At 64.4% G+C, this 25,161-nt stretch carries 24 protein-coding genes and 1 pseudogene; 9 read left to right on the forward strand and 16 right to left on the reverse strand.

Annotation, left to right across the window (positions count from 1 at the left end; translation table 11 throughout):
* The first annotated feature begins 80 nt into the window (after nucleotides 1–80).
* The 6 genes from radA (at nucleotide 81) to ACVWY3_RS13290 (ending at nucleotide 7,396) form a co-directional block, all read left to right on the forward strand.
* Entirely contained in the window at nucleotides 81–1,529 is a 1,449-nt protein-coding gene (gene radA / locus ACVWY3_RS13265; RefSeq protein ID WP_456838844.1) for a DNA repair protein RadA, read from the forward strand.
* A 169-nt stretch (nucleotides 1,530–1,698) separates the two neighbouring features.
* On the forward strand, nucleotides 1,699–2,328 hold the full coding sequence (locus ACVWY3_RS13270; protein WP_456838845.1) for a CvpA family protein: 630 nt from the start codon (nucleotides 1,699–1,701) through the stop codon (nucleotides 2,326–2,328).
* 29 nt (nucleotides 2,329–2,357) lie between these two features.
* Nucleotides 2,358–3,881 (forward strand): amidophosphoribosyltransferase, encoded by a 1,524-nt coding sequence (purF, locus tag ACVWY3_RS13275; RefSeq protein WP_456838846.1) that lies wholly within the window; start codon nucleotides 2,358–2,360, stop codon nucleotides 3,879–3,881.
* Nucleotides 3,882–4,035: 154 nt separating this feature from the next.
* Nucleotides 4,036–4,776 (forward strand): SDR family NAD(P)-dependent oxidoreductase, encoded by a 741-nt coding sequence (locus ACVWY3_RS13280; RefSeq protein WP_456838847.1) that lies wholly within the window; start codon nucleotides 4,036–4,038, stop codon nucleotides 4,774–4,776.
* A 78-nt stretch (nucleotides 4,777–4,854) separates the two neighbouring features.
* Nucleotides 4,855–6,000 (forward strand): hypothetical protein, encoded by a 1,146-nt coding sequence (locus ACVWY3_RS13285; RefSeq protein WP_456838848.1) that lies wholly within the window; start codon nucleotides 4,855–4,857, stop codon nucleotides 5,998–6,000.
* Nucleotides 6,001–6,169: 169 nt separating this feature from the next.
* Nucleotides 6,170–7,396 (forward strand): ABC transporter substrate-binding protein, encoded by a 1,227-nt coding sequence (locus ACVWY3_RS13290; RefSeq protein WP_456838849.1) that lies wholly within the window; start codon nucleotides 6,170–6,172, stop codon nucleotides 7,394–7,396.
* 72 nt (nucleotides 7,397–7,468) lie between these two features.
* On the opposite strand, the gene ACVWY3_RS13295 is transcribed toward ACVWY3_RS13290, so the two are convergent.
* The 8 genes from ACVWY3_RS13295 to ACVWY3_RS13330 form a co-directional block, all read right to left on the reverse strand.
* A complete protein-coding gene (locus tag ACVWY3_RS13295) occupies nucleotides 7,469–8,725 on the reverse strand; it encodes a TCR/Tet family MFS transporter (protein WP_456838850.1) in 1,257 nt (418 codons plus the stop codon).
* Complete coding sequence (der, locus tag ACVWY3_RS13300) at nucleotides 8,722–10,104, reverse strand: ribosome biogenesis GTPase Der (RefSeq protein ID WP_456838851.1); 1,383 nt, start codon at nucleotides 10,102–10,104, stop codon at nucleotides 8,722–8,724. The genes ACVWY3_RS13295 and der overlap by 4 nt, the downstream gene beginning before the upstream one ends.
* Before the next feature lie 49 nt (nucleotides 10,105–10,153).
* Entirely contained in the window at nucleotides 10,154–10,702 is a 549-nt protein-coding gene (locus tag ACVWY3_RS13305) for a hypothetical protein (RefSeq protein WP_456838852.1), read from the reverse strand.
* A 31-nt stretch (nucleotides 10,703–10,733) separates the two neighbouring features.
* On the reverse strand, nucleotides 10,734–11,387 hold the full coding sequence (locus tag ACVWY3_RS13310) for a tetratricopeptide repeat protein (RefSeq protein WP_456838853.1): 654 nt from the start codon (nucleotides 11,385–11,387) through the stop codon (nucleotides 10,734–10,736).
* Nucleotides 11,388–11,556: 169 nt separating this feature from the next.
* Nucleotides 11,557–13,149 carry a class I adenylate-forming enzyme family protein gene (locus ACVWY3_RS13315; protein WP_456838854.1) on the reverse strand — a complete coding sequence of 531 codons (1,593 nt, stop codon included), beginning with the start codon at nucleotides 13,147–13,149 and terminating at the stop codon, nucleotides 11,557–11,559.
* A gap of 69 nt (nucleotides 13,150–13,218) precedes the next feature.
* On the reverse strand, nucleotides 13,219–13,803 hold the full coding sequence (locus tag ACVWY3_RS13320; RefSeq protein ID WP_456838855.1) for an NnrU family protein: 585 nt from the start codon (nucleotides 13,801–13,803) through the stop codon (nucleotides 13,219–13,221).
* Between the two features lie 71 nt (nucleotides 13,804–13,874).
* Nucleotides 13,875–14,453 (reverse strand): hypothetical protein, encoded by a 579-nt coding sequence (locus ACVWY3_RS13325; RefSeq protein ID WP_456838856.1) that lies wholly within the window; start codon nucleotides 14,451–14,453, stop codon nucleotides 13,875–13,877.
* A gap of 136 nt (nucleotides 14,454–14,589) precedes the next feature.
* Nucleotides 14,590–16,212: a peptide chain release factor 3 gene (locus tag ACVWY3_RS13330; RefSeq protein ID WP_456838857.1), complete on the reverse strand. Its 1,623-nt coding sequence runs from the start codon at nucleotides 16,210–16,212 to the stop codon at nucleotides 14,590–14,592.
* Nucleotides 16,213–16,369: 157 nt separating this feature from the next.
* Between ACVWY3_RS13330 and sugE the strand changes: the two are divergent.
* A pseudogene (gene sugE, locus ACVWY3_RS13335) lies at nucleotides 16,370–16,685 on the forward strand (quaternary ammonium compound efflux SMR transporter SugE).
* On the opposite strand, the gene ACVWY3_RS13340 reads toward sugE, so the two are convergent.
* From ACVWY3_RS13340 to ACVWY3_RS13370, 7 genes are all read right to left on the reverse strand, one after another.
* On the reverse strand, nucleotides 16,678–17,682 hold the full coding sequence (locus ACVWY3_RS13340) for an anion permease (RefSeq protein ID WP_456838858.1): 1,005 nt from the start codon (nucleotides 17,680–17,682) through the stop codon (nucleotides 16,678–16,680). The pseudogene sugE and the gene ACVWY3_RS13340 overlap by 8 nt on opposite strands.
* A gap of 98 nt (nucleotides 17,683–17,780) precedes the next feature.
* Nucleotides 17,781–18,425 (reverse strand): DUF47 domain-containing protein, encoded by a 645-nt coding sequence (locus ACVWY3_RS13345; RefSeq protein WP_456838859.1) that lies wholly within the window; start codon nucleotides 18,423–18,425, stop codon nucleotides 17,781–17,783.
* Between the two features lie 156 nt (nucleotides 18,426–18,581).
* Nucleotides 18,582–19,550 carry a branched-chain amino acid ABC transporter permease gene (locus tag ACVWY3_RS13350; RefSeq protein ID WP_456838860.1) on the reverse strand — a complete coding sequence of 323 codons (969 nt, stop codon included), beginning with the start codon at nucleotides 19,548–19,550 and terminating at the stop codon, nucleotides 18,582–18,584.
* A 1-nt stretch (nucleotide 19,551) separates the two neighbouring features.
* Nucleotides 19,552–20,415 carry a branched-chain amino acid ABC transporter permease gene (locus ACVWY3_RS13355; RefSeq protein ID WP_456838861.1) on the reverse strand — a complete coding sequence of 288 codons (864 nt, stop codon included), beginning with the start codon at nucleotides 20,413–20,415 and terminating at the stop codon, nucleotides 19,552–19,554.
* 74 nt (nucleotides 20,416–20,489) lie between these two features.
* On the reverse strand, nucleotides 20,490–21,707 hold the full coding sequence (locus ACVWY3_RS13360; protein WP_456838862.1) for an ABC transporter substrate-binding protein: 1,218 nt from the start codon (nucleotides 21,705–21,707) through the stop codon (nucleotides 20,490–20,492).
* A gap of 114 nt (nucleotides 21,708–21,821) precedes the next feature.
* Entirely contained in the window at nucleotides 21,822–22,568 is a 747-nt protein-coding gene (locus tag ACVWY3_RS13365; protein WP_456838863.1) for an ABC transporter ATP-binding protein, read from the reverse strand.
* Nucleotides 22,561–23,316 carry an ABC transporter ATP-binding protein gene (locus tag ACVWY3_RS13370; RefSeq protein ID WP_027557526.1) on the reverse strand — a complete coding sequence of 252 codons (756 nt, stop codon included), beginning with the start codon at nucleotides 23,314–23,316 and terminating at the stop codon, nucleotides 22,561–22,563. The genes ACVWY3_RS13365 and ACVWY3_RS13370 overlap by 8 nt, the downstream gene beginning before the upstream one ends.
* Before the next feature lie 319 nt (nucleotides 23,317–23,635).
* On the opposite strand from ACVWY3_RS13370, the gene ACVWY3_RS13375 reads away from it, so the two are divergent.
* Nucleotides 23,636–24,307: a hypothetical protein gene (locus ACVWY3_RS13375; RefSeq protein ID WP_456838864.1), complete on the forward strand. Its 672-nt coding sequence runs from the start codon at nucleotides 23,636–23,638 to the stop codon at nucleotides 24,305–24,307.
* Nucleotides 24,308–24,331: 24 nt separating this feature from the next.
* Here the strand turns inward: ACVWY3_RS13375 and ACVWY3_RS13380 are convergent, their stop codons facing one another.
* Complete coding sequence (locus ACVWY3_RS13380; RefSeq protein ID WP_456838865.1) at nucleotides 24,332–24,685, reverse strand: ArsC family reductase; 354 nt, start codon at nucleotides 24,683–24,685, stop codon at nucleotides 24,332–24,334.
* Between the two features lie 103 nt (nucleotides 24,686–24,788).
* Between ACVWY3_RS13380 and ACVWY3_RS13385 the strand changes: the two genes are divergently transcribed.
* On the forward strand, nucleotides 24,789–25,160 hold the full coding sequence (locus ACVWY3_RS13385; RefSeq protein ID WP_456838866.1) for a tRNA-binding protein: 372 nt from the start codon (nucleotides 24,789–24,791) through the stop codon (nucleotides 25,158–25,160).
* The last annotated feature ends 1 nt before the right edge of the window (nucleotide 25,161 follow it).

Below are 25,161 nucleotides of genomic sequence, written 5' to 3' on the forward strand. Positions count from 1 at the left end.
TTCGGGAGCGGCAGGGTTCGCTCTCTGCGCTCCGTTCCGTGCTATCAGCAGACCACAAACCCCTCCGACTCGCTGTCCCCATGGCCAAGAACACGCTTTCCTTCGTCTGTCAGAACTGCGGCGCGGCCTACAACCGCTGGCAGGGCAAGTGCGAGTCCTGCGGCGAGTGGAATACGCTCGCGGAAGAAGACACCAGCGGAAGCGTGCCGGTGTCGATCCGTTCCAAGCGCAAAGGCCGGACGTTCGCCCTGGAGAGCCTTGCCGGCAAGAGCCCGGATGCGCCGCGCCTCTCGTCAGGGATGACCGAGCTCGACCGCGTCACCGGCGGCGGTTTCGTCCGCGGCTCGGTGCTCTTGGTCGGCGGCGACCCCGGCATCGGCAAATCGACGCTGCTGACGCAGGCGACCAGCATGATGGCGCGCGCCGGCCACCGCATCGTCTATATCTCCGGCGAAGAAGCCATCGCCCAGGTGCGGTTGCGCGCCGAACGGCTCGGGCTGTCGGATGCGCCGGTGCAGCTCGCCGCAGAGACATCGGTGGAAGACATCGTCTCGACGCTGTCGGAAGGCGCGGTGCCGCGGCTGATCGTGATCGACTCGATCCAGACCATGTGGACGGACACGGTCGAATCCGCGCCCGGCACGGTGACGCAGGTGCGCGCCTCCGCGCAGGCGCTCATTCGTTTCGCCAAGAAGACTGGCGCGGCCATCATCCTGGTCGGCCACGTCACCAAGGACGGCCAGATCGCGGGTCCTCGCGTCGTCGAGCACATGGTGGATGCCGTGATGTCGTTCGAGGGCGAAGGCTCGCAACAATTCCGCATCCTGCGCGCGGTGAAGAACCGTTTCGGTCCGACCGACGAGATCGGCGTGTTCGAGATGACCGGCCTTGGCCTGCGCGAGGTCACCAACCCGTCCGAGCTGTTCCTGTCCGAGCGTGACCTCGGCACGCCCGGCACCGCAGTTTTTGCGGGCATCGAGGGTACGAGGCCCGTCCTGGTCGAATTGCAGGCGCTGGTGGCCCCGACCTCGCTCGGCACCCCGCGCCGGGCCGTGGTCGGCTGGGACCAGAGCCGGCTCTCCATGGTGCTGGCGGTGCTGGAGGCCCATTGCGGGGTCAAGCTGTCCGGCCACGACGTCTATCTGAACGTCGCGGGCGGCCTGCGCATCCACGAGCCGGCAGCCGATATGGCCGCCGCAGCCGCGTTGGTCTCGTCCCTGGTTAATGCGCAGTTACCCACCGATGCCGTCTATTTCGGCGAGATTTCGCTCTCTGGCGTGATCCGTCCGGTGGCACAGACCCCGGCCCGGCTCAAGGAAGCCGTCAAGCTCGGCTTCAAACGCGCCGTGCTGCCCGAATCGGCCCGGGGCGGCGATGCCGGCAGTGACGCCGGATTGTCGCTGAACGCGGTCAACAGCCTCACGACCCTCGTGGCCGAAATCGCCGCCAAGGGCTCCCGCCGCGGCGATCAGAGCGCTCCGGCGGAGAAAAATGCCACACCGGCAAGATTCCGCCGTGGAGAGGGGTAGCTGGAGGTGACGTATCCCGCCCTCGCCGCTATACAGCCGTCACAAAAGCAGCATGGGATTGCGTGGTTGCGGCCTTGCCGGGAACGCCGTCTGCCCCTCTTTTAAGGCAGCGGCCAAGCACCGATTCGGCTAGAGCACCTTTTGAAGTACGAGCGGACCAGACCAGCCGATGCCAGTAACACTCCTCGACCTGATCCTGCTCGGTGTGATGCTGATCTCGGGCCTGCTCGCCATGGTCCGCGGCTTCATGCGCGAAATCCTCTCGATCGCGGCGTGGGGCACCGCCGCGATCGTGACGCTCTACTCGTTCTCGAAGCTGCTGCCGACGGCCAAGACCTATTTCAACAACGACACGGTCGCGAGCGTGGTCGTGATCGCAGGTGTGTTCGTCGGCACCCTGGTCATCGTTTCCGTGATCACGGTGCGAATCTCCGACATGATCCTGGATTCGCGTATCGGTGCGCTGGACCGGACCCTGGGGTTCCTGTTTGGCCTCGCTCGCGGGCTTTTGATCGTCGTAGTCGCATTCCTGTTCTTCACCTGGCTGGTGCCGGACAAGCAGCGCCCGGATTGGGTCACGGGGGCTAAGTCCCGCGTGGTCCTCCAGGGAACCGGGGATTGGCTGATGTCCCTCTTGCCGGACGACCCCGAGAACACCATCTTGAAGAGATTCAAGAAAAACAAACCAGATGATGATCAAGCTGATTCCGAGCAGCAGCCTTCGGGCAGTGGCGACGGATACAGCAAACCGGCTCGTGACAGTTTGAAGAAGCTGATCGAGAAACCTGCGGCGCGTTGATTAGGCCCCAACAGAGAGGCGCGGACGAGATGCGACACCCTGACCAGGACGCCCAGCTTGATCTAGATCTCGGGACTGGTTTGGGCCCTGCCGCGCTAGAGCTTCAGGACGACCTCGAGGGAGATACGCTGCGCGAGGAGTGCGGCGTGTTCGGCATCTACGGCCACCCCGATGCAGCAGCCATCACCGCCCTCGGATTGCACGCCCTCCAGCACCGCGGCCAGGAAGCCGCCGGCATTGTCTCGTACGACGGCAGCCGCTTTCACTCGGAACGGCGCCTCGGCCTCGTCGGCGACACCTTCTCCCGCCGCGAGGTGATCGACCGCCTGCCGGGCAACGTCGCGGTCGGCCATGTCCGCTATTCCACCACCGGCGCCACCATCCTGCGCAACGTGCAGCCGCTGTTCGCCGAGCTCAATGCCGGCGGCCTCGCAGTCGCCCACAACGGCAACCTCACCAACGGCCTGACGCTGCGGCGCGAGCTCGTGAAGCACGGCGCGATGATGCAGTCGACCACCGACACCGAGGTGATCCTCCATCTGGTCGCGCGCTCCAAGCGCGCCCGCTTCATCGAGCGCTATATCGACGCGCTGCGCGAGATCGAGGGCGCCTATGCACTGGTCTCGCTCACCAACAAGAAGCTGGTCGGCGCGCGCGATCCGCGTGGCATCCGTCCGCTCGTGCTCGGCGAGCTCGACGGCTGCCCGATCCTGACCTCGGAGACCTGCGCGCTCGACATCATCGGTGCACGCTTCATCCGCGACATCGAGCCGGGCGAAGTCATCGTGTTCGACGAGAATGGCCAGGACATCCACAAGCCGTTCCCGCCGATGGCCCCGCGCCCCTGCATCTTCGAATACATTTATTTTTCCCGGCCGGACTCCATCGTCCACGGCCGCTCGGTCTACGAGGTGCGCAAGGCCTTCGGCGCGCAGCTCGCGCGCGAGAGCCACGTGCCGATCGACGTCGTCGTGCCGGTGCCGGATTCCGGCGTGCCCGCCGCGGTCGGCTACAGCCAGTATTCCGGCGTGCCGTTCGAGCTCGGCATCATCCGCAACCATTATGTCGGCCGCACCTTCATCCAGCCGACGCAGGCGATCCGCGAGTCCGGCGTGCGCATGAAACACTCGGCCAACCGCGCCGCGATCGAAGGCAAGCGCATCATCCTGATCGACGACTCCCTGGTGCGCGGCACCACCTCGAAGAAGATCGTGCGCATGATGCGCGATGCCGGCGCCAAGGAAGTGCACTTCCGCCTCGCTTCGCCGCCGATCCTCTACCCGGATTATTACGGCATCGACCTGCCCGACCGCGGCGGCCTCCTGGCCGCGACGCATTCGCTGGAGGAGATGCGCGAGATCATCGGCGCCGACTCGCTCGCCTTCCTGTCGATCGACGGCATGTACCGCGCCATGGGTGAGCCCGGCCGCGACCCCGCCAATCCGAAATTCTCGGATCACTGCTTCACCGGGGCCTACCCGACCCACCTGACCGACCAGACCCAGACCGAGCCGCAGCCGCGGCAATTGTCGCTGCTGGCGGAGGCGAGCTGATCTTGAGTTGTCATCCCGGGGCGCGCGACAGCGCGAACCCGGGATCTCGAGATTGCCTCGTCACCTCTGGATTCCGGGTTCGATGCTTCGCATCGCCCCGGAATGACGGCCACGCGGGGCTTGTCCCGGCCGTCCACGCCTGTAAAACCCCGCTATGACAAAACCCCTCACGAGCCGCATCGCTCTCGTCACCGGCGCCTCGCGCGGCATCGGTTTTGCCACCGCCCTCGCGCTGGCGAAGGCCGGCGCCCATATCGTTGCCACCGCGCGCACGCAGGGCGGGCTGGAAGAGCTCGACGACGAGATCCGGAAAATCGGCGGCAGCGCCACGCTGGTGCCGCTCAACCTTACCGATTTTGACGGCATCGCGCGGCTCGGCGCGGGGCTGCACGAGCGCTACGGCAAGCTCGACATCCTCGTCGGCAATGCCGGCGTGCTCGGCCCCTCCTCGCCGATCGGCCACATCGAGCTGAAGACCTTCAACGACGTGATGGCCGTCAACGTCTCCGCGAACTTCCAGCTGATCCGCTGCATGGAGCCGCTGCTGAAGCAATCGGACGCCGGCCGCGCCGTGTTCATCACCTCGGGCGCCGCCAACAAGGCGACCGCCTATGTCAGCCCCTACGCCGCCTCCAAGGCCGCGCTGGAGACGCTGGCACGAGCCTGGGCGCAGGAGACCGCGAACACCAAGGTCCGCGTCAACCTGTTCAATCCCGGGCCCATCCGCACCCGCATGCGCGCCACCCTGATGCCGGGCGAAGACCCCGCGACGCTCGACACGCCCGAGCAGGTCGCCGAATTCATCGTCCCGCTGTGCACGCCCGACTGGACCGAGACCGGCAAGTTCTACGACTACAAGACCCGCAGCCTGATGAGCTTCCGCCCGCCGGCCTGATTGACTCAAATGCCTCCCCGCGATTGACTGCCGGCGCTCAAGCGGCAGCAAGCCGCAGGCCAGGAAAGGGAGGTCGCCATGGCGCCATGGCATCGCACAGGGCTTTCTCGTGCGCTCGCAAATGTCCTTCATGCTTTTTCCATCCTGATCGCTGCCATTGCGCTCCTCCTCCCGGGCGTTGCGATTGCCGGCGATGTTCCGACCTTCGCAGTCGATCCCTCCTGGCCGAAGCAGCTGCCGAACAACTGGATCCTCGGCCAGGTCGGCGGCATCACCGTCGACTGGCAGGGCCACATCTGGGTCATCCATCGCCCGCGTTCGCTCACCGATGACGAGAAAGGCGCGAGCCTCAACCCGCCGCGCTCCAAGTGCTGCGTCTCGGCGCCGCCCGTGCTCGAATTCGACAGCGAGGGCAACCTCCTGCGCTCGTGGGGCGGTCCGGGCGAAGGCTATGAATGGGTCGGCCGCGAGCACGGCATCGAGGTCGACGAGCGCGGCTTCGTCTGGGTCGGCGGCAATGCCGACAACGACAACGCGATCCTGAAGTTCACGCTGGACGGCAAGTTCGTCGCGCAGATCGGCAAGATCGCGCCGAGCCTCGGCAGCAACGACACGACGCAGCTAGGCAAGCCCGCGGAGACTGCTATCGACAAGGAGGCGAACGAGATCTACGTTGCCGACGGCTACGGCAACCGCCGCGTCATCGTGTTCGATGCGACAACGCTCGCCTACAAGCGGCACTGGGGCGCCTACGGCAACAAGCCTGATGACGCCAAGCAGGCGGCCTACGATCCGAAGGCGCCGGTGTCGCAGCAATTCGGCAATCCCGTTCACTGCGTCAAGCTCGCCAATGACGGGCAGGTCTATGTCTGCGACCGAATCAACAATCGCATCCAGGTGTTCAAGAAGAACGGCACCTTCGTGAAGGAGTTCTTCTTCGAGAAGAACACGCTCGGCAATGGCGCTGTCTGGGACATCGCGATCTGGCCCGATCCGAAACAGACTTATCTGCTCAGCGCCGACGGCGAGAACAACGAGATCAGGGTGATCAAACGGGACGACGGCAGCGTGGTCGGCAGCTTCGGCCACAACGGTCGCAATGCCGGGCAATTCCACTGGGTGCATGCGATGGCGGTCGACGCGAGGGGTAACGTCTATACCGCCGAGGTCGATACCGGAAAACGCATCCAGAAATTCAAGCTGACCTCGGACGCGCTCAAATAGCGTCTCAACGCATTTTGCCCCAAGAGTTAACCGACGGATGACGCTACGACGCAGCGTCATCCGCATTTAGGTGCATTGCAGCCGGCCGTGGGACACGGTAGAGCGTCAACCGGAACAAGGCTCCGTCCAAGAGAGCCGTCCGAATATTTGACAGTGGAGGAGACCTTTCATGACGACGACGCTCGCGCGCCGCACTGCGGCTCTTTTGGCATGCGCCACTTTCGGTTTTGCAACATCGGCCTACGCGCAAGACAAGACCATCAAGATCGGCGTGCTCAACGACATGTCGAGCCTCTATGCCGACATCGGCGGCCCGAACTCGGTCGCCGCTGTGAAAATGGCGGTCGAGGATTCCGGCCTGAAGGCCAAGGGCTGGACCATCGACGTCCTCTCCGGCGATCACCAGAATAAGCCCGACATCGGCGTCAACATTGCCCGGCAATGGATCGACAACGACAAGGTCGACGTCATCTCGGACACGCCGAGCTCTGGCGTGGCGCTCGCGGTGAACAACCTCGTCAAGGAAAAGAACTCGGTGCTGCTCAATTCGGGTGCGGCCACCGCTGACCTCACCGGCAAGGCCTGCACGCCGAACACGATCTCCTACACCTACGACACCTACATGCTCGCCAACGGCACCGGCAAGGCGCTGACCAAGGCCGGCGGCGACAGCTGGTTCTTCCTGACCGCCGACTACGCCTTCGGTCATGCCCTCGAACGCGACACCAGCGCGGTCGTCACGGCCAACGGCGGCAAGCTGCTCGGCGGCGTCAAGCACCCGCTCAACACGGCCGACTTCTCGTCGTTCCTGCTCCAGGCGCAGTCCTCGAAGGCGAAGATCATCGGCCTCGCCAATGCGGGCGGCGACACCACCAATGCGATCAAGCAGGCCGCCGAATTCGGCATCGTCTCCGGTGGTCAGAAGCTCGCCGCGCTGCTGCTGTTCATCAATGACGTGCACTCGCTGGGCCTGAAGACCGCACAGGGCCTGACCTTCACAGAGTCCTTCTACTGGGACCTCAACGACCAGACCCGCGAATGGTCGAAGCGCTTCCAGAAGGTCTCGCCCAAGGGCTCGATGCCGTCGATGACGGTCGCGGGGCTCTATGCCGGCATCCTGCATTACCTGAAGGCGATGGACGCGCTCGGCGCCAACCCGCATGACGGCGCCAAGGTGGTCGCCAAGATGAAGGAGCTGCCGACCGACGATCCGCTGTTCGGCAAGGGCCCGCTACGCGCCGACGGCCGCCGCCTCATCCCGGCCTATCTGTTCGAGGTGAAAAAGCCGGAGGAGTCGAAGGGTCCGTGGGACTATTACAAACTGGTCGCGAACATCTCGGCGGAAGACGCGGCCAAGCCGCTCAAGGACAGCGAGTGCCCGCTGGTGAAGAAGTGACCGCGTAGCCGTCATCCCGGGCAACACTGCCGTAGGGTAGGCAAAGGCGCGCCACGCTTCGCTTGGCCCACCCTACGAGACCGTCTTGGTCGCACCCAGCGACCGCACCGCGATCGCCACGCAGACCACCATCAGCGCCGCCGCAAGCAGGAATGGCGCGCCGGGCAGATGCAGCGGCGCGCTGGTGCTGATGAAATAGGAAAACGTCAGCGTGAACAGGAACGGGCCGACGAGCTGCGAGACGCTCTGCACGCTCGCGGTCGCGCCCTGCAACTGGCCCTGCTGATCGGGCGCGACCAGCCGGGTCATCAACGATTGCATGGCGGCGCCCGAGATGCCCCACAGCGACATCACGGGAATGCCGATCCAGAACAGCGGCCCGGTCGGGGCCGCGCCGAAGATCACGAAGCCGATCGCGCCACAGCACAGGCCGAGCACCAGCGCTTTGCGCTCACCAAGCACGCGCACGATTGGGCCGATGGCGAGCCCCTGCACCAGCATGGCGCAGATGCCGACCACCGCGAGCGTCAATCCGACCGTCTTGGAATCCCAACCGTAACGATATGTCGCATAGAGCACGAAGGTCGAGGGCAGCACGACATGGGCGACCTGCGCGATGAAATTGACGATCGACAGTCCGGCCAACGCTGCATTGGAGCGCAGCAGATGCAGCGCTCCGACCGGATTGGCGCTTCTCCAGCGGAACGGCGCACGCTTCTCGGGCGCCAGCGATTCCGGTAGCACGAGGAGCCCGTAGAGCGCATTGGCGAAGCTCAGCCCCGCCGCCGCCCAGAACGGCAGCCGCGGATCGATATCGCCGAGTAGGCCACCCAGCGCCGGGCCGAGGATGAAGCCGGCGCCGAAGGCGGCGCCAATCCTGCCGAAGATCGCCGCGCGGCGCTCTGGCGGCGTGATGTCGGCGATATAGGCAAACGCGGTCGAGATGCTGGCCGAGGTGATGCCGGAGATGACGCGGCCGATGAACAGCCAGGTCAGGGACGGCGCCAGCGCCATCAGCACATAGTCGGCGCCGAGCCCGAAATTCGACAGCAACACCACCGGCCGCCGCCCGAAGCGGTCGGAGAGTGCACCGAGCACCGGCGAGAACACGAACTGCATCAGCGCCCAGGCGGTGCCGAACAGGCCGAAGATTCGCGCCGCATGCGCGGTGTCGTTCTCGACGAAGCTCTCGACCAGCTTGGGCAGGATCGGCATGATCACGCCGATCGCGAGCATGTCGAGCAGGATGGTGACGAAGATGAAGGCGACCGCGCCGCGCCGGACCGGCGCTGCGCCCTGAGCCATCGCCTCGCCGGCGCCGTCGCTCATGACGGCCGCTTGCGCTTGTGCGCGAAGGGATTGGCCTTCTCGCGCAGCGTGATGCGCACCGGCGTGCCCGGCAGCTCGAACGTCTCGCGCAGGGAATTGGTCAAGTAGCGCAAATAAGACTGCGGCACCGCATCGGCACGCGAGCAGAACAGCACGAAGCTCGGCGGACGCGCCTTGTTCTGCGTGATGTAGTTCAGCTTCAGCCGGCGGCCGGACACCGCCGGCGGCGGATTGGCCTGGATCGCCTGCTCGAACCAGCGATTGAGCGCGGAGGTCGGCACGCGCCTGTTCCAGACCGCATAGGCGTCCTGGATCGCCTGCATCAGGCGGTCGATGCCCTCGCCCATCAGGCCGGAGACGGCGACGATCGGCACGCCCTTGACCTGCGGCAGCCAATGGTCGGCATCGCGACGCAGGCCCGAGATCGCGCCGCCGCCCTTGGTCTCCATCAGGTCCCATTTGTTGACGGCGAGCACGACCGCGCGGCCTTCGCGCTCGATCAGATCGGCGATGCGCAGGTCCTGCTCCTCGAAGCGGTTCTGCGAGTCCATCATCAGTACGACGACTTCGGCAAAGCGCACCGCGCGCAGCGCGTCCGCGACCGAGAGCTTCTCCAGCTTCTCCTCGATGCGCGAGCGCCGGCGTAGGCCGGCGGTGTCGAACACGCGGAAATCGCGGCCCTTCCAGTTGATCTCGACCGCGATGGAATCGCGCGTGGTGCCGGCCTCCGGGCTGGTCAACAAACGTTCTTCGCCAAGCAGATGGTTGATGAGTGTCGACTTGCCGGCATTGGGCCGGCCGACGATGGCGACCCGGATCGGACGCGTCGCGGCCTCTTCTTCCGAGAGCGGCGCGTCGTCCTCGTCCTCGTCTTCTTCGACCGGCTCCGGCATCAGCCTGGCGAGCGCATCATAGAGCTCGCCCATGCCCTCGCCATGCTCCGCAGAGATCTGGATGGGATCGCCCAGACCGAGCGCGAACGCTTCCATCGCGCCGGCATCGCCATGCTTGCCTTCGCTCTTGTTCGCGACGAGCAGCACCGGCTTGTCGGCCTTGCGGGCGAAATCGGCGAAGGCGCGATCGGTGGGCGTGAGGCCGATGCGGGCGTCGATGACGAAGAACAGCGCGTCCGCCTGCGCGATCGCGGTCTCGGTCTGCTCCTGCATCCGCGCGGTCAGCGAGCCCTTGGCGCCCTCGTCGAGGCCCGCGGTATCGATGATGGTGAACTGGAGATCGCCAAGCCTGGCCTCACCCTCGCGGCGGTCGCGAGTGACGCCCGGCAGATCATCGACGAGCGCGAGCTTCTGTCCGACCAGGCGGTTGAACAGCGTCGATTTGCCGACATTGGGCCGGCCGATGATGGCGATCGTGAAGGACATCGGTCATTCGTGCGCTGCGGGGGCTGCGCCTGTCAATGCAACGGAATTATTAGCGCGAGAAGCTGCCGCTCGGCAGCGGCGCCGGGAAGCCACCCTGCGTCTGTTGCTGAGTGGTCTGGGTCGGTTGGGCCTGCTGGACAGGCTGCTCCGGCGGCGGCGCGGTGGTGCGCTTGCGGACGATCTTCTGCTTGGGCGGCGGAGCGGCCGTGGGCGGCGCAGCTTCCGGCTGGGCCTCGCCATCGACTTCGCCGGCAGGCGCCTCGGCCGGTGCGACTGCTGCGGCCGGCTGCCTGGTCTTCTTCGCCTTGGCGCCCTTGGCCTGCTTGGCCTGTTCAGGCGGCGGCTCGGTCGGCAAGGCCGCAACGGCCCCCGCGTTCGGATCAGGCTGTTGCTGAGCGCCCTTGTACAGCTCCTTCGGGACGCCCTGCTCGAGACCCGGCACACCTTCCGGGAACACCGGCTTGCGGTCACCCGGCAGCTTCTTCTTGGTGTCGAGGAAGTCGAGCATGTCGCTTGGATCGAAGCTGGAGCAGCCGCCCAGGACGCCCGTGAAGGCGATCAGGACGGCGGCTGCGATCAAGCGTGGCGTGCGGCGCATCTTGGTGTCTCGTTACGTCAGAGGGCCGTCGTCAGCTTTTGGCGACGGGCGGCAGCAGGGCCTGGAGCGCCTCGGCGCGCGAGCGCAGGCCGGGCGGCGTTTCGCCGTCTTCGGCAATTGTATCGAGCCATTTGCGCGCGGCGGTCGCGTCGTTGTTGCGCCAGGCGGACAACGCCAGCATCTCGCGCGCGCTGTGGCGGAATGTCGATTTCGGCGCGGCCGACGCCTCCAGCCGCTGCTGCATGTCGGCATAGGACGCAATGTCGAGCAGCAAGCCCGCGGCGCGGATCTTTGCCAGATCCTGCCACTCGCCACCCACACTGCGGTCGCCGGCGATGTCGTCATACAGCCTCGCGGCCGCCTTGGGATCGCGGCTGGCGGCCTCGGCCGCGGCGCGCAGCCGCGACAGGGTGCGATAGCCCGACGGCGCCTTGGCGGCGAGCTCGGTGAAGGCGGCTTCGGCCTCGGCGTGCTTGCTCTGCTCGGACAGTTCGACAGCCTTCTCGAACGCGGCGCCGGCCTCGGCGGCCTTCTTGGCCTCCAGGTACTGATAGCCGCGCCAGCCGCCGACGGCCGCCACGACCAGCACCATCAGGGCGATGAAGTAGATCGAATATTTATCCCACAGCTTCTTGAGCTGTTCGCGACGTACTTCCTCGTCGACTTCGTCAAATAATTCAGACACTTATGCTAATCCCATGCGCGTCCGGGTGCGCGCGCCAATGCGTCCGCGTCAGGAATCCCGTCCCCGTGTGGCGGCGAGGTACCCTAACGATATGGCGGTGGCAAGGCAAAGCCAGCCCGATCAAGGCGTTAACCACCCGGCGAGAGGCCGGAGGACCGCCCTGCCCGGCTCAGGCTCTCAGGAACTCCCGCAGCTGCCGCTTCAGCACCTTGCCATTGGCGTTGCGCGGCAGCGGCTCGGCGCTGATGGCCATGGTCTCGGGGACCTTGTAGTCGGACAGCCGTTCCGCGCACCACGCCCGCAAGGCTTCAGCGGCAACCGGCGCGCGCGTCACCACGACGGCATGGACGCGCTCGCCCAGCACCGGGCACGCCTTGGCGATGATCGCACTCTCCACCACCGCGGGGTGGCCGGCCAGCACCGACTCCACCTCGGCGGAATAGACCTTCAGCCCGCCACGATTGATCATGTCCTTCTGCCGGTCGAACACGCGTACGAAGCCTTCGGCATCGACCGAGCCGAGATCCCCGGAGTGCCAGAATCCGGCGGTGAAGCTCTCGGCCGTCGCCTTCGGATTGTTCCAGTAGCCCTTGATGACCGAGGCGCTCTGGATCCAGAGTTCGCCGATCTCGCCGGGCGGCAGCTCGCGGCCGTCCGCCCCCATCGCGATGATGCGTGCCCCAGGGCACGGCAGGCCAACGCTATCGATGTGGCTCGCCGTCAGCTCGCCCGGCATGATCGTCGACGGCGATGTCGTTTCGGTCGCGCCGTAGCAGTTCGCAAGCTTCAAGCCGGGGATCGTCGCCTTGAGCTTCTCGATGGTCGCGATCGGCATCGGCGCGCCGCCGAAGCCGCCGATGCGCCAGCTCGACAGATCATAGCTGTCGAAATCGGGCTGGAGCAGACAGAGATTGTACATCGCCGGCACCATCACCGTGTAGGTGACGCGCTCACGCGCGGCGAGCTTGAGATAATCCGCCGCCTTGAACTCCGGCATGATGATCAGCGCGCCGCCGCAGCGGATCATGGTCGTGATGTTGGCGACCACGCCGGTGACGTGGCCGAGCGGCACGGCCGCGATCGAACGGTCCGCCGCCGTCAATTGCAGGCAAGACACGAATACCATCGAGGAATGCACGATGTTGCAATGGGCGAGCATCGCGCCCTTCGGCTTGCCCGTGGTGCCCGAGGTGTAGAGGATCATCGCGGTGTCCTCTTCGCGGACCTCGACCGGCGCTGCAGCTGGTGCGTGGTCAGCGAGCGTGGCGAAACGCGACAGAGCCGGATCGCTGTCGATGGCGATGCGGTGGATCAGATCGGGGACATCCGATGCATCGGGCAGGCGCTCGGCGAGCGCCGCTTCGTGGATCAGGATCCTGGCGCCGCAATCGGCGAGGACATAGGCGATCTCCGGTTTCTGCTGGCGCGTGCTGAGCAGCACCGCGACGAGGCCCTCATGCGCGGCGGCGAACAGCAGCAACGGAAACTCGATGCGGTTGCCGAGCAGGATCGCAACACGATCGCCGCGTTGCAGGCCGAGCTTGCGAAAACCGGCCGCGATCCGCGCGGCCTGCTCCACCGCCTGCCGCCAGCTCAGGCGAACGTCGCCTGCAATCAGGGCTTCGCTATCGGCATTGCGTGCGCAGGCCTCCGCAATCATGGCCCACAAGCTCGCCGGACGGTCGCAGAACGCCGGCACCACCCGATCACCAAAGCGCGCCTCGAGCCGCATTGGCGGGATCTGAGATTGCCACCAGTCCATCAGAATCCTCGGCTTGTTGCTCTTGTTATCTTCCGCGCACGGGCATGCTGAGTTGTCTTGGCTGATCGGCTAGACCCCCACGACGGGAACACCGATGACAACCGGGTGGAACGCAAAGGCCAGCGCCAAATAGGCCACGAGGCCGACGGCGACCGCGATCAAATCGTTGGTGATGCCGCCCACCGGGATTGGCGGCGCGCCAGCATCCTTGCGATGCTTGAGCGAAATGCGGTCATACACCGCCCAGCCCAGGAACGAGCCGAACAGGATGATGGAGCCGAGATCGCCATTGGCGAGCAGATGCGCCGCGGCCCAGAGCTTGATGCCGGCCAGCATTGGATGCTTCACCGTCGCATAGATGCGGCCGCGCAGGTAGGAGGCGACCACCAGGATGACCGCGGGAAGCATCAGGGCGACCGTGATATGCTTGAGCGCCTTCGGCGGGTACCAGACGTCGATCCAGCCGGAGCTGCGATAATGGGCAAAGCCCCAGATGATCAGCGCCAGCCCCGCAAGCGAAACGACGGAGTAGAGGAGCTTGTAGGTTCCCTCGCCCAGCCTCGCGATGGCTTGCGCGCGCGCGTCGCGTTTCGTGGTGAAAACATGGGCCGCGAGAAACAGCACCAGCCCCAGGATCATGACCAGCAGACCCACGATATCCTCCCCTCGTCCAACGCCCCCGCCCATGGCGTATCATCGATTGGCCGCCGGTCGCAACTGACGCGCTACTTGCCGAGCTCCCGATTGTCGACGTAGCGGATCGCGATCGGCCGGCCCGCCAGCGCGCCGCCGAGGCCGCTGGTGAATTTCAGCGGCAGACAGGCTTTCAGCGACGAATTGATCGCGTTGAGATAGGTCGTTCGGATCTCAGCCGGGACGCCCGCGGTCGCATAGGTCAGGCGTGGCGGGCCGATCAGACCGCCTGCCTTGTTGAAGCTGAAACGTACCGACATCTGCATGCCCGCCTGTGCATTGTCGGAGGGCGGCGCCCAGCAGCTGCGCAACTCGGCGAAGAGGTCGCCGATCGTGTCGAGGTCGTGATCCGGCTTCCGATATTTGCCGCGATCGGCATCGGATGGAACGCTCTCGATCGTCAGCTGGAGATTCTGTCCGTAGGGATAGTAGATTTCGGGAATGCAGGGACCGGGCTCGAGCGGGCTGCAGTAAGACGGCGTACAGGGCGGGCCGTCGAGCACGCTGCACGGCTCGTGCGAAAACGGAATCGGATTGATCTGGCGCGGCCGCGCGTCGGCGGCCATTGTCGAGATCGCCAGAAGGAGAAAAGGAAAGATGACGCGCCACATGGAGTGAGCTCACAATGCCACCGCAAATAAGTGGCGCTGTCGATGACCGCATCAAGTCTGCGCGCGTTCACATGCTCGCGTTCGCCCCGCTGTCATCGCCCGGACTTGACCGGGCGACCCAGCACTACGAGACGCCCTAACCCTTCCTCTTGACGTCCTTGACGTTGGTGAACTCGATACCCTCTGCGCGTTCCCTGGTGTAGCCGAGATAGAATTCGTTCCGGGCGAGGTACACGGGATCGCCGTCGACGTCGTCGGCAATGCTGGACGTGTTGGCGGCGATGAAGGTGTCGAGCTTCTTGCGGTCATCGGAGGAGACCCAGCGCGCAAGCTGGAACTCGCTGACCTCGAACTCGACCGGCAGCGAATATTCGGCTTCAAGGCGCGCCTTCAGCACGTCGAGTTGGAGCGCGCCGACCACGCCGACCAATGCCGGAGCGCCGTCGCGCGGCCGGAACACTTGGACCACGCCCTCTTCCGACATCTGCTGAAGCGCTTCCTTCAGCTTCTTCGCCTTCATGGCGTCGGTGAGCCGCACGCGGCGGACGATTTCCGGCGCAAAACTCGGCACGCCCACGAAGTTGAAATCCTCGCCTTCGGTCAAGGTATCGCCGATGCGCAGCGTGCCGTGATTGGGGATGCCGACGACATCGCCGGCAAAGGCCTCGTCCGCGACCGAACGGTCCTGCGCGAAGAAAAATTGCGGGCTCGACAGCGGCATGCTCTTGCCGGTGCGCACGAGCTTCGCCTTCATGCCGCGGCTGAGCTTGCCGGAGCAAAGGCGCGCAAACGCGATACGGTCGCGATGGTTCGGATCCATGTTGGCCTGGATCTTGAACACGAAGGCGCTCATGCGCGGATCGGTGGCCTCGACCTTGCGCTGGTCGCTGTCCTGCGCGCGCGGCTCGGGCGCGAACTTGCCGAGCCCTTCCAGGAGATCGCCGACGCCAAAATTGCGCAGCGCGCTGCCGAAATAGACCGGTGTCAGATGGCCTTCGCGGAACGCTTCGAGCTCGAACGGTTTTGAGGCTTCGGTGACGAGCTCAAGCTCGTCCTTCACCGCGGAGGCGTCCAGATTGGCGTTGAGCTTGGCAAGCTCCTCGATCTCGATCTGCTGCGCCGCGCCGGTCTTGGCGCCGCCGCCTTCGAGCAGGCGGACGCCCCCATTGATGACGTCATAGGTGCCGAGAAAGTCGCGGCCGCGGCCGACCGGCCAGGTCATCGGCGTGGTGTCGAGCGCCAGCGTCTTCTCGATCTCGTCGAGCAGCTCGAACACGTCGCGGCTCTCGCGGTCCATCTTGTTGATGAAGGTGATGATCGGGATATCGCGCAACCGGCACACCTCGAACAGCTTGCGGGTGCGCGCCTCGATGCCCTTCGCGGCGTCGATCACCATGACGGCGGAATCGACCGCGGTGAGCGTGCGATAGGTGTCTTCCGAGAAGTCCTCGTGGCCCGGCGTGTCCAGGAGGTTGAACACGAGACCCTCGAACTCGAAGGTCATGACCGAGGTGACGACTGAGATGCCGCGCTCGCGCTCGATCTTCATCCAGTCCGAACGCGTGTTGCGCCGCTCGCCCTTGGCCTTGACCTGGCCGGCGAGGTTGATGGCGCCGCCGAACAGCAGGAGCTTTTCGGTCAGCGTGGTCTTGCCGGCGTCAGGATGGGAGATGATCGCAAAGGTCCGTCGTCGCGCCACTTCAGCGGCAAGCGGGGAACGGGCCGGCGATTCGGCTGTGGTGGTGGCGATGTCGGACATGGCGGGAGCGTTTGGCAGGGAAAATGGGCCTGATCAAGCCTGATTTGGTGATTGCGCAGGCCTTCGGCCAGCCCCATATCCGCCGATGGAGGGACGGCCCTCCTCTCCACCAGCCTATCAGCCGCGGGGACGACCCTGCCTTGAATGGAGGGTCGCCATGGCCTGGAGCATCCTGTTCGTCGCCGGTCTTCTCGAGATCACGTGGGCGATCGGGCTGAAATACACCGAGGGTTTCTCCAGGCTTGTCCCCTCCGTCGTCACGCTCGCGGCGATGGCCGGCAGCGTCATCCTGCTGGGACTTGCCCTCAAATCGCTGCCCGTCGGGACCGCTTATGCGGTCTGGACCGGGATCGGCGCGGTCGGCACCGCCACGCTGGGCATGATCCTATTTCGGCGAGCCCGCCACCGCCTTCCGCCTCGCCAGCATCGGGCTGATCGTTGCCGGCATCGCCGGGCTGAAGCTCGTTACCTGAAGAGCTGGACCGCCCACCAGGTCAGCGCAGCGACGATCGCGGAGGCCGGAATCGTGATCACCCAGGCATAGACGATCGAGCTTGCCACGTTCCAGCGCACCGCCGAGACCCGCCGGGCGGCGCCGACGCCGACGATTGCGCCGGTGATGGTGTGGGTGGTCGAGACGGGAACGCCGAGGAACGTCGCCATGAACAGGGTCGCCGCGCCCCCGGTCTCGGCGCAGAAGCCCTGCATCGGGGTCAGCTTGGTGATGCGCAGCCCCATGGTGCGGACGATGCGCCAGCCGCCCATCAGCGTGCCCAGCGCCATCGCCGCCTGGCACGACAGCACCACCCAGAACGGCACCGAGAATTCGCTGCCGAGGTGGCCCTGTGAATAGAGCAGCACGGCAATGATGCCCATGGTCTTCTGCGCGTCGTTGCCGCCATGGCCGAGCGAATAGAGCGAGGCGGAGGCGAATTGCAGGATGCGGAACGCGCGATCGACCGCGAACGGCGTCGAGCGCACCGACAGCCACGACACGATCGCGACCAGCATCATGGCGAGCAGGAAGCCGACCAGCGGCGACAGCACGATGGCCAGTATCGTCTTGGAAAGACCGCTCCACACCGCCGCCGAGATCCCCGCTTTGGCCATGCCGCCGCCGACGAGGCCGCCGATCAGCGCATGCGACGAGGAGGACGGGATGCCGAGCCCCCAAGTCACCAAGTTCCAGACGATGGCGCCGATGAGGGCCGCGAAGATCACCTGGGCATCGACGATCGACGGATCGATGATGCCGGTGCCGATGGTCTGGGCGACGTGCAGGCCGAACACCATGAAGGCGATGAAATTGAAGAAGGCCGCCCAAAACACAGCGAATTGCGGCCGCAGAACGCGGGTCGAAACGATGGTCGCGATCGAATTGGCGGCATCGTGCAGGCCGTTCAGGAAGTCGAACAGCAGCGCGACGGCGATCAGTCCGACGAGGACGGGAAGACCCAACGCGGCATCCACGGCGCGGCCCTGCCTTAAGGTTGGCGCATGATCTCCGCGCAAACGCGTTCCGCGTTTGTCGCGGGGAAAAACCGCTGCACGCTTTTCCGGATCATGCGCTAGACCTGCTCGATGACGATGCTGTTGATCTCGTTGGCGACGTCGTCGAAGCGATCGGCCACCTTTTCGAGGTGGTCGTAGATCTCGACGCCGACGATGAAATCCATCGCGTTGCCGTCGCGATGCTTGAGGAACAATTCCTTCAGCCCGATGTCGTGGAGGTCGTCGACGCGGCCTTCCAGCTTGCCCAGCTCTTCAGTGATCGCGGTCAGCATGGCGACGTTCTTGCCGATCTCCTGCATCAGGGGCAGCGCCCGGCCGACCAGATTGGCACATTCGATCAGGAGCCCGCCGATCTCGCGCATCGGCGGCTCGAAGGCGCGGACCTCGAACAGCATCACGGCCTTGGCGGTCTGCTGCATCTGGTCGATGGCGTCGTCGAGCGAGGTGATCAGGTTCTTGATGTCGCCGCGATCGAACGGGGTGATGAAGGTGCGGCGCACCGCCGTCAGCACCTCGCGGGTGATGTTGTCGGCGTCGTTCTCGAACTGGTTGACCCGCTGGCAATAGACCGGCGTCTCCTCACCCCCATTGAGCATTCCCTGGAGCGCGATCGCGCCCTGAATCACGGTCTGGGCATGGCGGTCGAACAGGTCGAAGAACCGTTCTTCCTTGGGGAGGAAAGCGCGAAACCATCGCATCATGGGGAAAGGCTACCGGTTGGAAATGGTCCGGCCCGAGCAGGCCGTCATAAAACTGTCATAGACCATTTTCGATCCGCGCGCGTGTCATCTCCCGCGCGCGGAACCGGATCATCCACCGCTTTCACACACCAAAGAAATTGGTGTGATATCAGTATGTTATAGAGATCGCCGGAAGTAATGGGCGATTTCGCCGATGACGCCGCGGCGGAAGGTAAGCACGCAGATTACGAAAATCGAGCCCTGAATCACCGTCACCCACTGGCCGAAGCCCGCCAGGTATTGCTGCATGGCGATGATCACGAACGCGCCGACCACGGGGCCGAAGATGGTGCCGAGACCACCGACCAGCGTCATCAGCACGACTTCGCCCGACATCGACCAGTGCACGTCGGTGAGCGAGGCGTTCTGCGCCACGAACACTTTCAGCGCACCGGCAAAGCCCGCCAGCGTTCCCGACAGCACGAAGGCCAGGAACTTGTACTGGTCGGTGCGGTAACCGAGCGAGATCGCGCGCGGCTCGTTCTCGCGGATCGATTTCAGGACCTCGCCGAACGGCGAGTTGATGATGCGGTAGATCAGCAGGAATCCGGCGAGGAAGCCGACCAGCACGACGTAATAGAGCACGGTCGGCTTCGACAGATCGAGCAGGCCGAACATGCGCCCTTGCGGAATGCCCTGGATGCCGTCCTCACCATGGGTGAACGGCGCCTGGAGATAGATGAAGTACAAGAGCTGCGACAGCGCCAGCGTGATCATCGAGAAATAGATGCCCTGGCGGCGGATCGAGATGTAGCCGGTCACGATCGAGAGCGCGAAAGCCGCGGCGACACCGACGAGAATGCCGAGCTCCGGCGGCAGCGCCCAGACTTTCAGCGCATGCGCGCTGCAATAGCCGGCGGTGCCCAGAAACATCGCGTGTCCGAACGACAGCAGTCCGCCGTAGCCGATCAGCAGGTTGAAGGCGCAGGCGAGCAGCGCGAAGCACAGCGCCTGCATCACGAAGAATGGATAGACCCCCGTGAAGGGCACCGACGCCAGCAGCAGCGCCATCACTACGAAGACGATCATCTCGTCGCGCATCGCGCGCGGGCTTACCGGCAGCGTGTCGTCCGTCAAGGCTGTCATCTCAGGCCGCCCTTCCCGTCAATCCCGTTGGCTTCACCAAGAGCACCAGCACCATCAGCACGAACACCACGGTGTTGGAGGCCTCGGGGTAGAAATATTTGGTCAGGCCCTCGATCACACCGAGCGCAAAGCCGGTGATGATGGAGCCCATGATCGATCCCATGCCGCCGATCACCACCACCGCGAACACGACGATGATGAGGTCGGCGCCCATCAGCGGCCGCACCTGGTTGATCGGGGCCGAGAGCACGCCGGCGAGCGCGGCAAGGCCGACGCCGAGACCGTAGGTCAGCGTGATCATGCGTGGCACATTGATGCCGAAGGCGCGCACCAACGTCGGATTTTCGGTGGCGGCGCGCAGGTAAGCGCCGAGCCGCGTCTTCTCGATCAGGAACCAGGTGGCTAGGCACACCACCAGCGAGAAGATCACGACCCAGCCGCGGTAGATCGGCAGGAACATGAAGCCGAGATTCATGCCCCCCTTGAGCTGGTCCGGAATGGCGTAAGGCAGGCCCGAGGAGCCGAAATAGTTCTGGAACACGCCCTGCACGATCAACGCAATGCCGAAGGTCAGCAGCAGGCCGTAGAGATGATCGAGCCCGGTCAGCCATTGCAGCATGGTCCTTTCCAGGATCATGCCGAAGATGCCGACGATGACGGGGGCCAGCAGCAACGCCCACCAGTAATTGATGCCGCCGAGGTTGAGCAGGAAATAGGCGACGAACGCGCCCATCATGTAGAGCGCGCCATGGGCGAAATTGATGATGTTGAGCATGCCGAAGATGACGGCAAGCCCGAGACTGAGCAGCGCGTAGAACGAGCCGTTGATCAGTCCCACCAGTAGCTGAGCGTATAGAGCCTGCATCGATCCCGTACCCGGTCCCTTCGGCGTTCCCCTGAAACTCGCCCGCAGGCCTTTGAGGCCTGCGGGCCGTTATCTTACTTCTTCAACAGCGCGCACTTGCTCTCGGAGAGAGGCGTGAAGGCCTGGTCGCCCGGCACCGTGCCGACCAGCTTGTAGAAGTCCCACGGTCCCTTGGACTCCGAGGGCTTCTTCACCTCGAACAGATAGGCGTTGTGGATGGTGCGGCCGTTGGGCTGGATCTCGCCCTTGCCGAACAGATCGTCCTCGGTCGGCATCGACTTCATCTTCTCGACGACCTTGACGCCGTCATGCGGATTGCCGCCGAGCGCTTCGAGCGCCTTGAGGTAGTGGCGCACGCCCGCATAGACGCCCGCCTGCACCATGGTCGGCGGAGCGTTGTTCTTCATCTTGTCGGCGAAACGCTTGGAGAAGGCACGGGTCTTGTCGTCCATGTCCCAGTAGAAGGTCTCGGTGAAGTTGAGGCCCTGCGCCGTCTCGAGGCCGATCGCCTTGACGTCGGTGAGGAACAACAGCAGCGCCGCGAGCTTCTGGCCACCCTTGACGATGCCGAATTCGGCCGCCTGCTTGATCGAGTTGGTGGTGTCGCCGCCGGCATTGGCAAGACCGATGATCTTGGCCTTGGAGGCCTGGGCCTGGAGCAGGAAGGACGAGAAGTCCGGCGTGTTCAGCGGATGCTTGACGCCGCCGACAACCTTGCCGCCGTTGGCGGTGACCACCGCCGTAGTGTCGCGCTCCAGCGCCGCGCCGAAGGCGTAGTCCGCGGTCAGAAAGAACCAGGTATCGCCACCCGCCTTCACCAGCGCCTGGCCGGTGGTGTGGGCCAGCATGTAGGTGTCGTAGGTCCAGTGCACGGTGTTGGGCGAGCACTGCGCGTTGGTGAGGTCCGAGGTCGCCGCGCCAGAGTTGATGTAGACGCCGTTCTTTTCCTTGATGACGTTGTTGACCGCGAGCGCCACGCCGGAGTTCGGCACGTCGACGATGACGTCGACCTTGTCGACATCGAACCACTGCCGCGCGATCGCAGTACCGATGTCGGGCTTGTTCTGGTGATCGCCGGAGATAATGTCGATCTTCCAGCCCTTCGCCGCCAGACCAGAATCTTCAACGGCCATCTGCGCTGCGAGCGTCGAGCCGGGACCGCCGAGATCGGCATAGAGGCCCGATTGATCGGACAGCGCGCCGATCTTGACAGTCTTGTCCTGCGCGAACGCGACGCCTGTTGCGGCGAAGGTGAGCGCGGTAGTCAGCAGCAATGACGCAATCGACTTCATGCAACGTTCCTTTTGAATTTTCTCGTTGGCCGTTCTTCAGTTTGAGCGCGATCTCTCTTCGGAAAACCGCTACGCACCTTGCGCTAACGCGGCCCTCCGGGTCCTGATCATGCTTTAGACACCGAGATAGGTGTGGAGCTTGTCCATGTTGGCGGCAAGCTCCGAATTGGAAAACCCGTCAATGATCTTGCCGTGCTCGACCACGTAGTAGCGATCGGCGACGGTGGATGCGAAGCGGAAGTTCTGCTCGACGAGGAGGATCGTGAAGCCCTCCTTCTTGAGCCGCGCAATGGTGTGACCGATCTGCTGGATGATGACGGGCGCAAGACCTTCGGTCGGCTCGTCCAGCATCAGGAAGCTCGCGCCGGTACGCAGGATGCGCGCGATCGCCAGCATCTGCTGCTCGCCGCCGGACAGTTTGGTACCCTGGCTGCTCAGCCGCTCCTTCAGGTTCGGGAACAGGTCGAAGATCTGATCGAGCGGCAGTCCGCCTGGACGCACCACTGGCGGCAGCAGCAGGTTCTCCCGCACGTCGAGGCTGGAGAATATCCCCCGCTCTTCCGGGCAAAACGCGATGCCCATCCGCGCAATCTTGTCGGAGGTCGCGCGGATGATCTCCTGGTTGTTGAATTTGATCGAGCCGGCGCGCTTGCCGATGATACCCATGATCGACTTCAACGTGGTCGTCTTGCCGGCGCCGTTGCGCCCGAGCAGGGTGACGACCTCGCCGGCATTCACGTCGAAGTTGATCCCGTGCAGGATGTGGGACTCGCCGTACCAGGCTTCGAGGTTGCGGACCTGGAGAATATTGCCGCCGGTTGCAGCTTTCGCTGGGGCCTCGGCCATCGCAGTCTCAGGCATGACCGGCTCCCAGATAGGCTTCCTTGACGCGCTCGTCCTTGGTGAGCTCGGCGTAGTGGCCCTGCGCCAGCACCTGTCCGCGCGTCAGCACGGTGATGATGTCGGAGAGATTGGCGACGACGCTCAAATTATGCTCGACCATCAGGATGGTGTATTTCGCGGAGATGCGCTTGATCAGCGCCGCGATCTTGTCGATGTCCTCGTGGCCCATGCCGGCCATCGGCTCGTCCAGCAGCATCATCTCGGGGTCCAGCGCGAGCGTGGTTGCGATCTCAAGTGCGCGCTTGCGCCCGTAGGGCATCTCGACCGCAGGCGTATTGGCAAACTCGCTGAGGCCGACATCGTTCAACAGCTCGCGTGCGCGGTCGTTGAAGCGGTTGAGCACGGACTTCGAGCGCCAGAAATCGAACGAGGAGCCGTGCTGGCGCTGGAGCGCGACACGGACGTTCTCCAGCGCGGTGAGATGCGGAAATACCGCCGAGATCTGGAACGAACGGACGAGACCCATGCGGGCCACGTCGGCCGGAGCCATCGCGGTGATGTCCTGGCCCTTGTACAGGATTTTCCCGGCAGAGGGTTTCAGGAACTTGGTCAACAGATTGAAGCACGTCGTCTTGCCGGCGCCGTTCGGGCCGATCAACGCGTGAATGCTCCCACGGCGGACTTTGAGCGCAACGTCGCGGACGGCGAAGAAACCCGCGAACTCCTTGGTCAAGCCTTCCGTTTCGAGAATGAACTCATCGGCCAAACAGATTTCCCCCTGCCCGCACGACGCGCTGGTCGCGCGTGGCTGTCCTTGTTGACTTCGGCTTTCCGGAGGCCTTGGAGCCCGTCCCGGAACGCCGCCTCCGGGCGCGGAATATGCCGGAGGTGACCGGGGTTAGGCAAGGCGGAAAGCTGAGCAGATCAGGCCTCCGGCTGGGATACAAATGCTCCCTTAGTCGGAGATGTTTTCATGTCGCCTGCCCGGCCTCCCGGTCCGCGAAAGCTCCGGTCATCAAGCCGTCGTTAACGGTCTTTCGTTCCCCGCGCCAGCCTTCATAGAAAATTTTCCCGCAACGTGGATCATGTGCGGGCTTTTGCATGCCGGGAATATTGTTTTGGATTTCGCAAGCGCCGCTCCCTCCGTCGTCAAGTCGATCCGGCAGCGTGATCTCCTGAACACCTGGCTGCGACTTTATGCGCGCGAGCAGATGGTGCCGGCGATCCGGGAGTATCAGCCGGCAAGACTCGAGGACGAGCTGTCCGATCTCATCTACTACACGGTGGACACCTCGGCTCTGACGCCGCGGCTGACCATCCAGAGCGAAGGCTCGCGGATTTCGCGCGCCTATGGACATACCGGCAAGGGCATTCTGCTCGACGACTATATCGGGCCACGACTCGTGCCCTTCGTGATGCCGATCTATTACGAATGCGTCGCCCGCGGACTTCCGGTCTACAGCGTTGCTGATGTCGACGACATCTACGGCCGCGTCGTCGCCTATGAGCGCCTGCTGCTGCCGTTCCAGACCGACGGCAAGATCTGCCACGTCATCGCCTCGCTCAAGACCTTCTGCGAGGACGGCGGTTTCGAGATCAAGAATCTGATGCGCGGAAATGACGCGCTGCCACGCCCGAAGCTGCGCGCGGTGATCGATTGCGACCTGTTTCATCGCGCCCCTGGCCGGATCGCGGCCGACGTCGTCGAGTTGGTCGATCAGCCCGGCATCACCACGAAGATCATTGAGCTGAACTGACGTCCAGCGAGGTCGGCCACCGGCCTATTTGACCTTGACGTCCTTGGCATAGATGTCCGGCTTGAAGCCGACCAGCAGCTTGCCGCCGATCTCCAGCACCGGCCGCTTGATCATCGATGGATGCGCCAGCATCAACGCCAGCGCTTTCTTCTCGGTAAGGCCTTCCTTGTCGGCATCGGGCAGCTTCTTGAAAGTCGTGCCGGCGCGATTGAGCAACGTCTCCCAGCCGACCTTGTCGCTCCACTGCTTGAGCTTGTCCTTTTCGACGCCCGCCGCCTTGTAGTCGTGGAATTCATATGCAACGCCATGGGTGTCGAGCCAGGCGCGCGCCTTCTTCATGGTGTCGCAGTTCTTGATGCCGTAGATGATGTTGGGCAAGACGTCCCCCGCACATGGGTCATATCGTGACCACGGCGTTGTACGAAACTCCGCGTCGCGCCACAATATTGCGAACGACGCCAACTTTCCGAATGGACAGCTCATGCACGTCACCCACGATCCCACTGCTGGCGCCTCACCGACCATCGACTTCAACAGCTTCCTGGCGGTCGATATCCGGGTCGGCACCATCGTCGATGCAAAACCGTTTCCGGAGGCGCGCAAGCCGGCCTGGCGGTTGTGGATCGACTTCGGGCCCAAGATCGGCGTGCGCAAGAGCTCGGCCCAGATCACCGAAAATCACCCGCTCGAGACGCTGATCGGACAGCAGGTCGCGGCCGTCGTGAATTTCCCGCCGCGCCAGATCGGCCCCGTTGTCTCAGAGGTGCTGACGCTCGGTTTCCCCGATACCGAAGGCAAGGTGGTGCTGGCGCAGCCGAGCAAGCCGGTGCCGAACGGTGGACGGCTGTTCTAGT

Source organism: Bradyrhizobium sp. USDA 4486, from assembly GCF_054057995.1.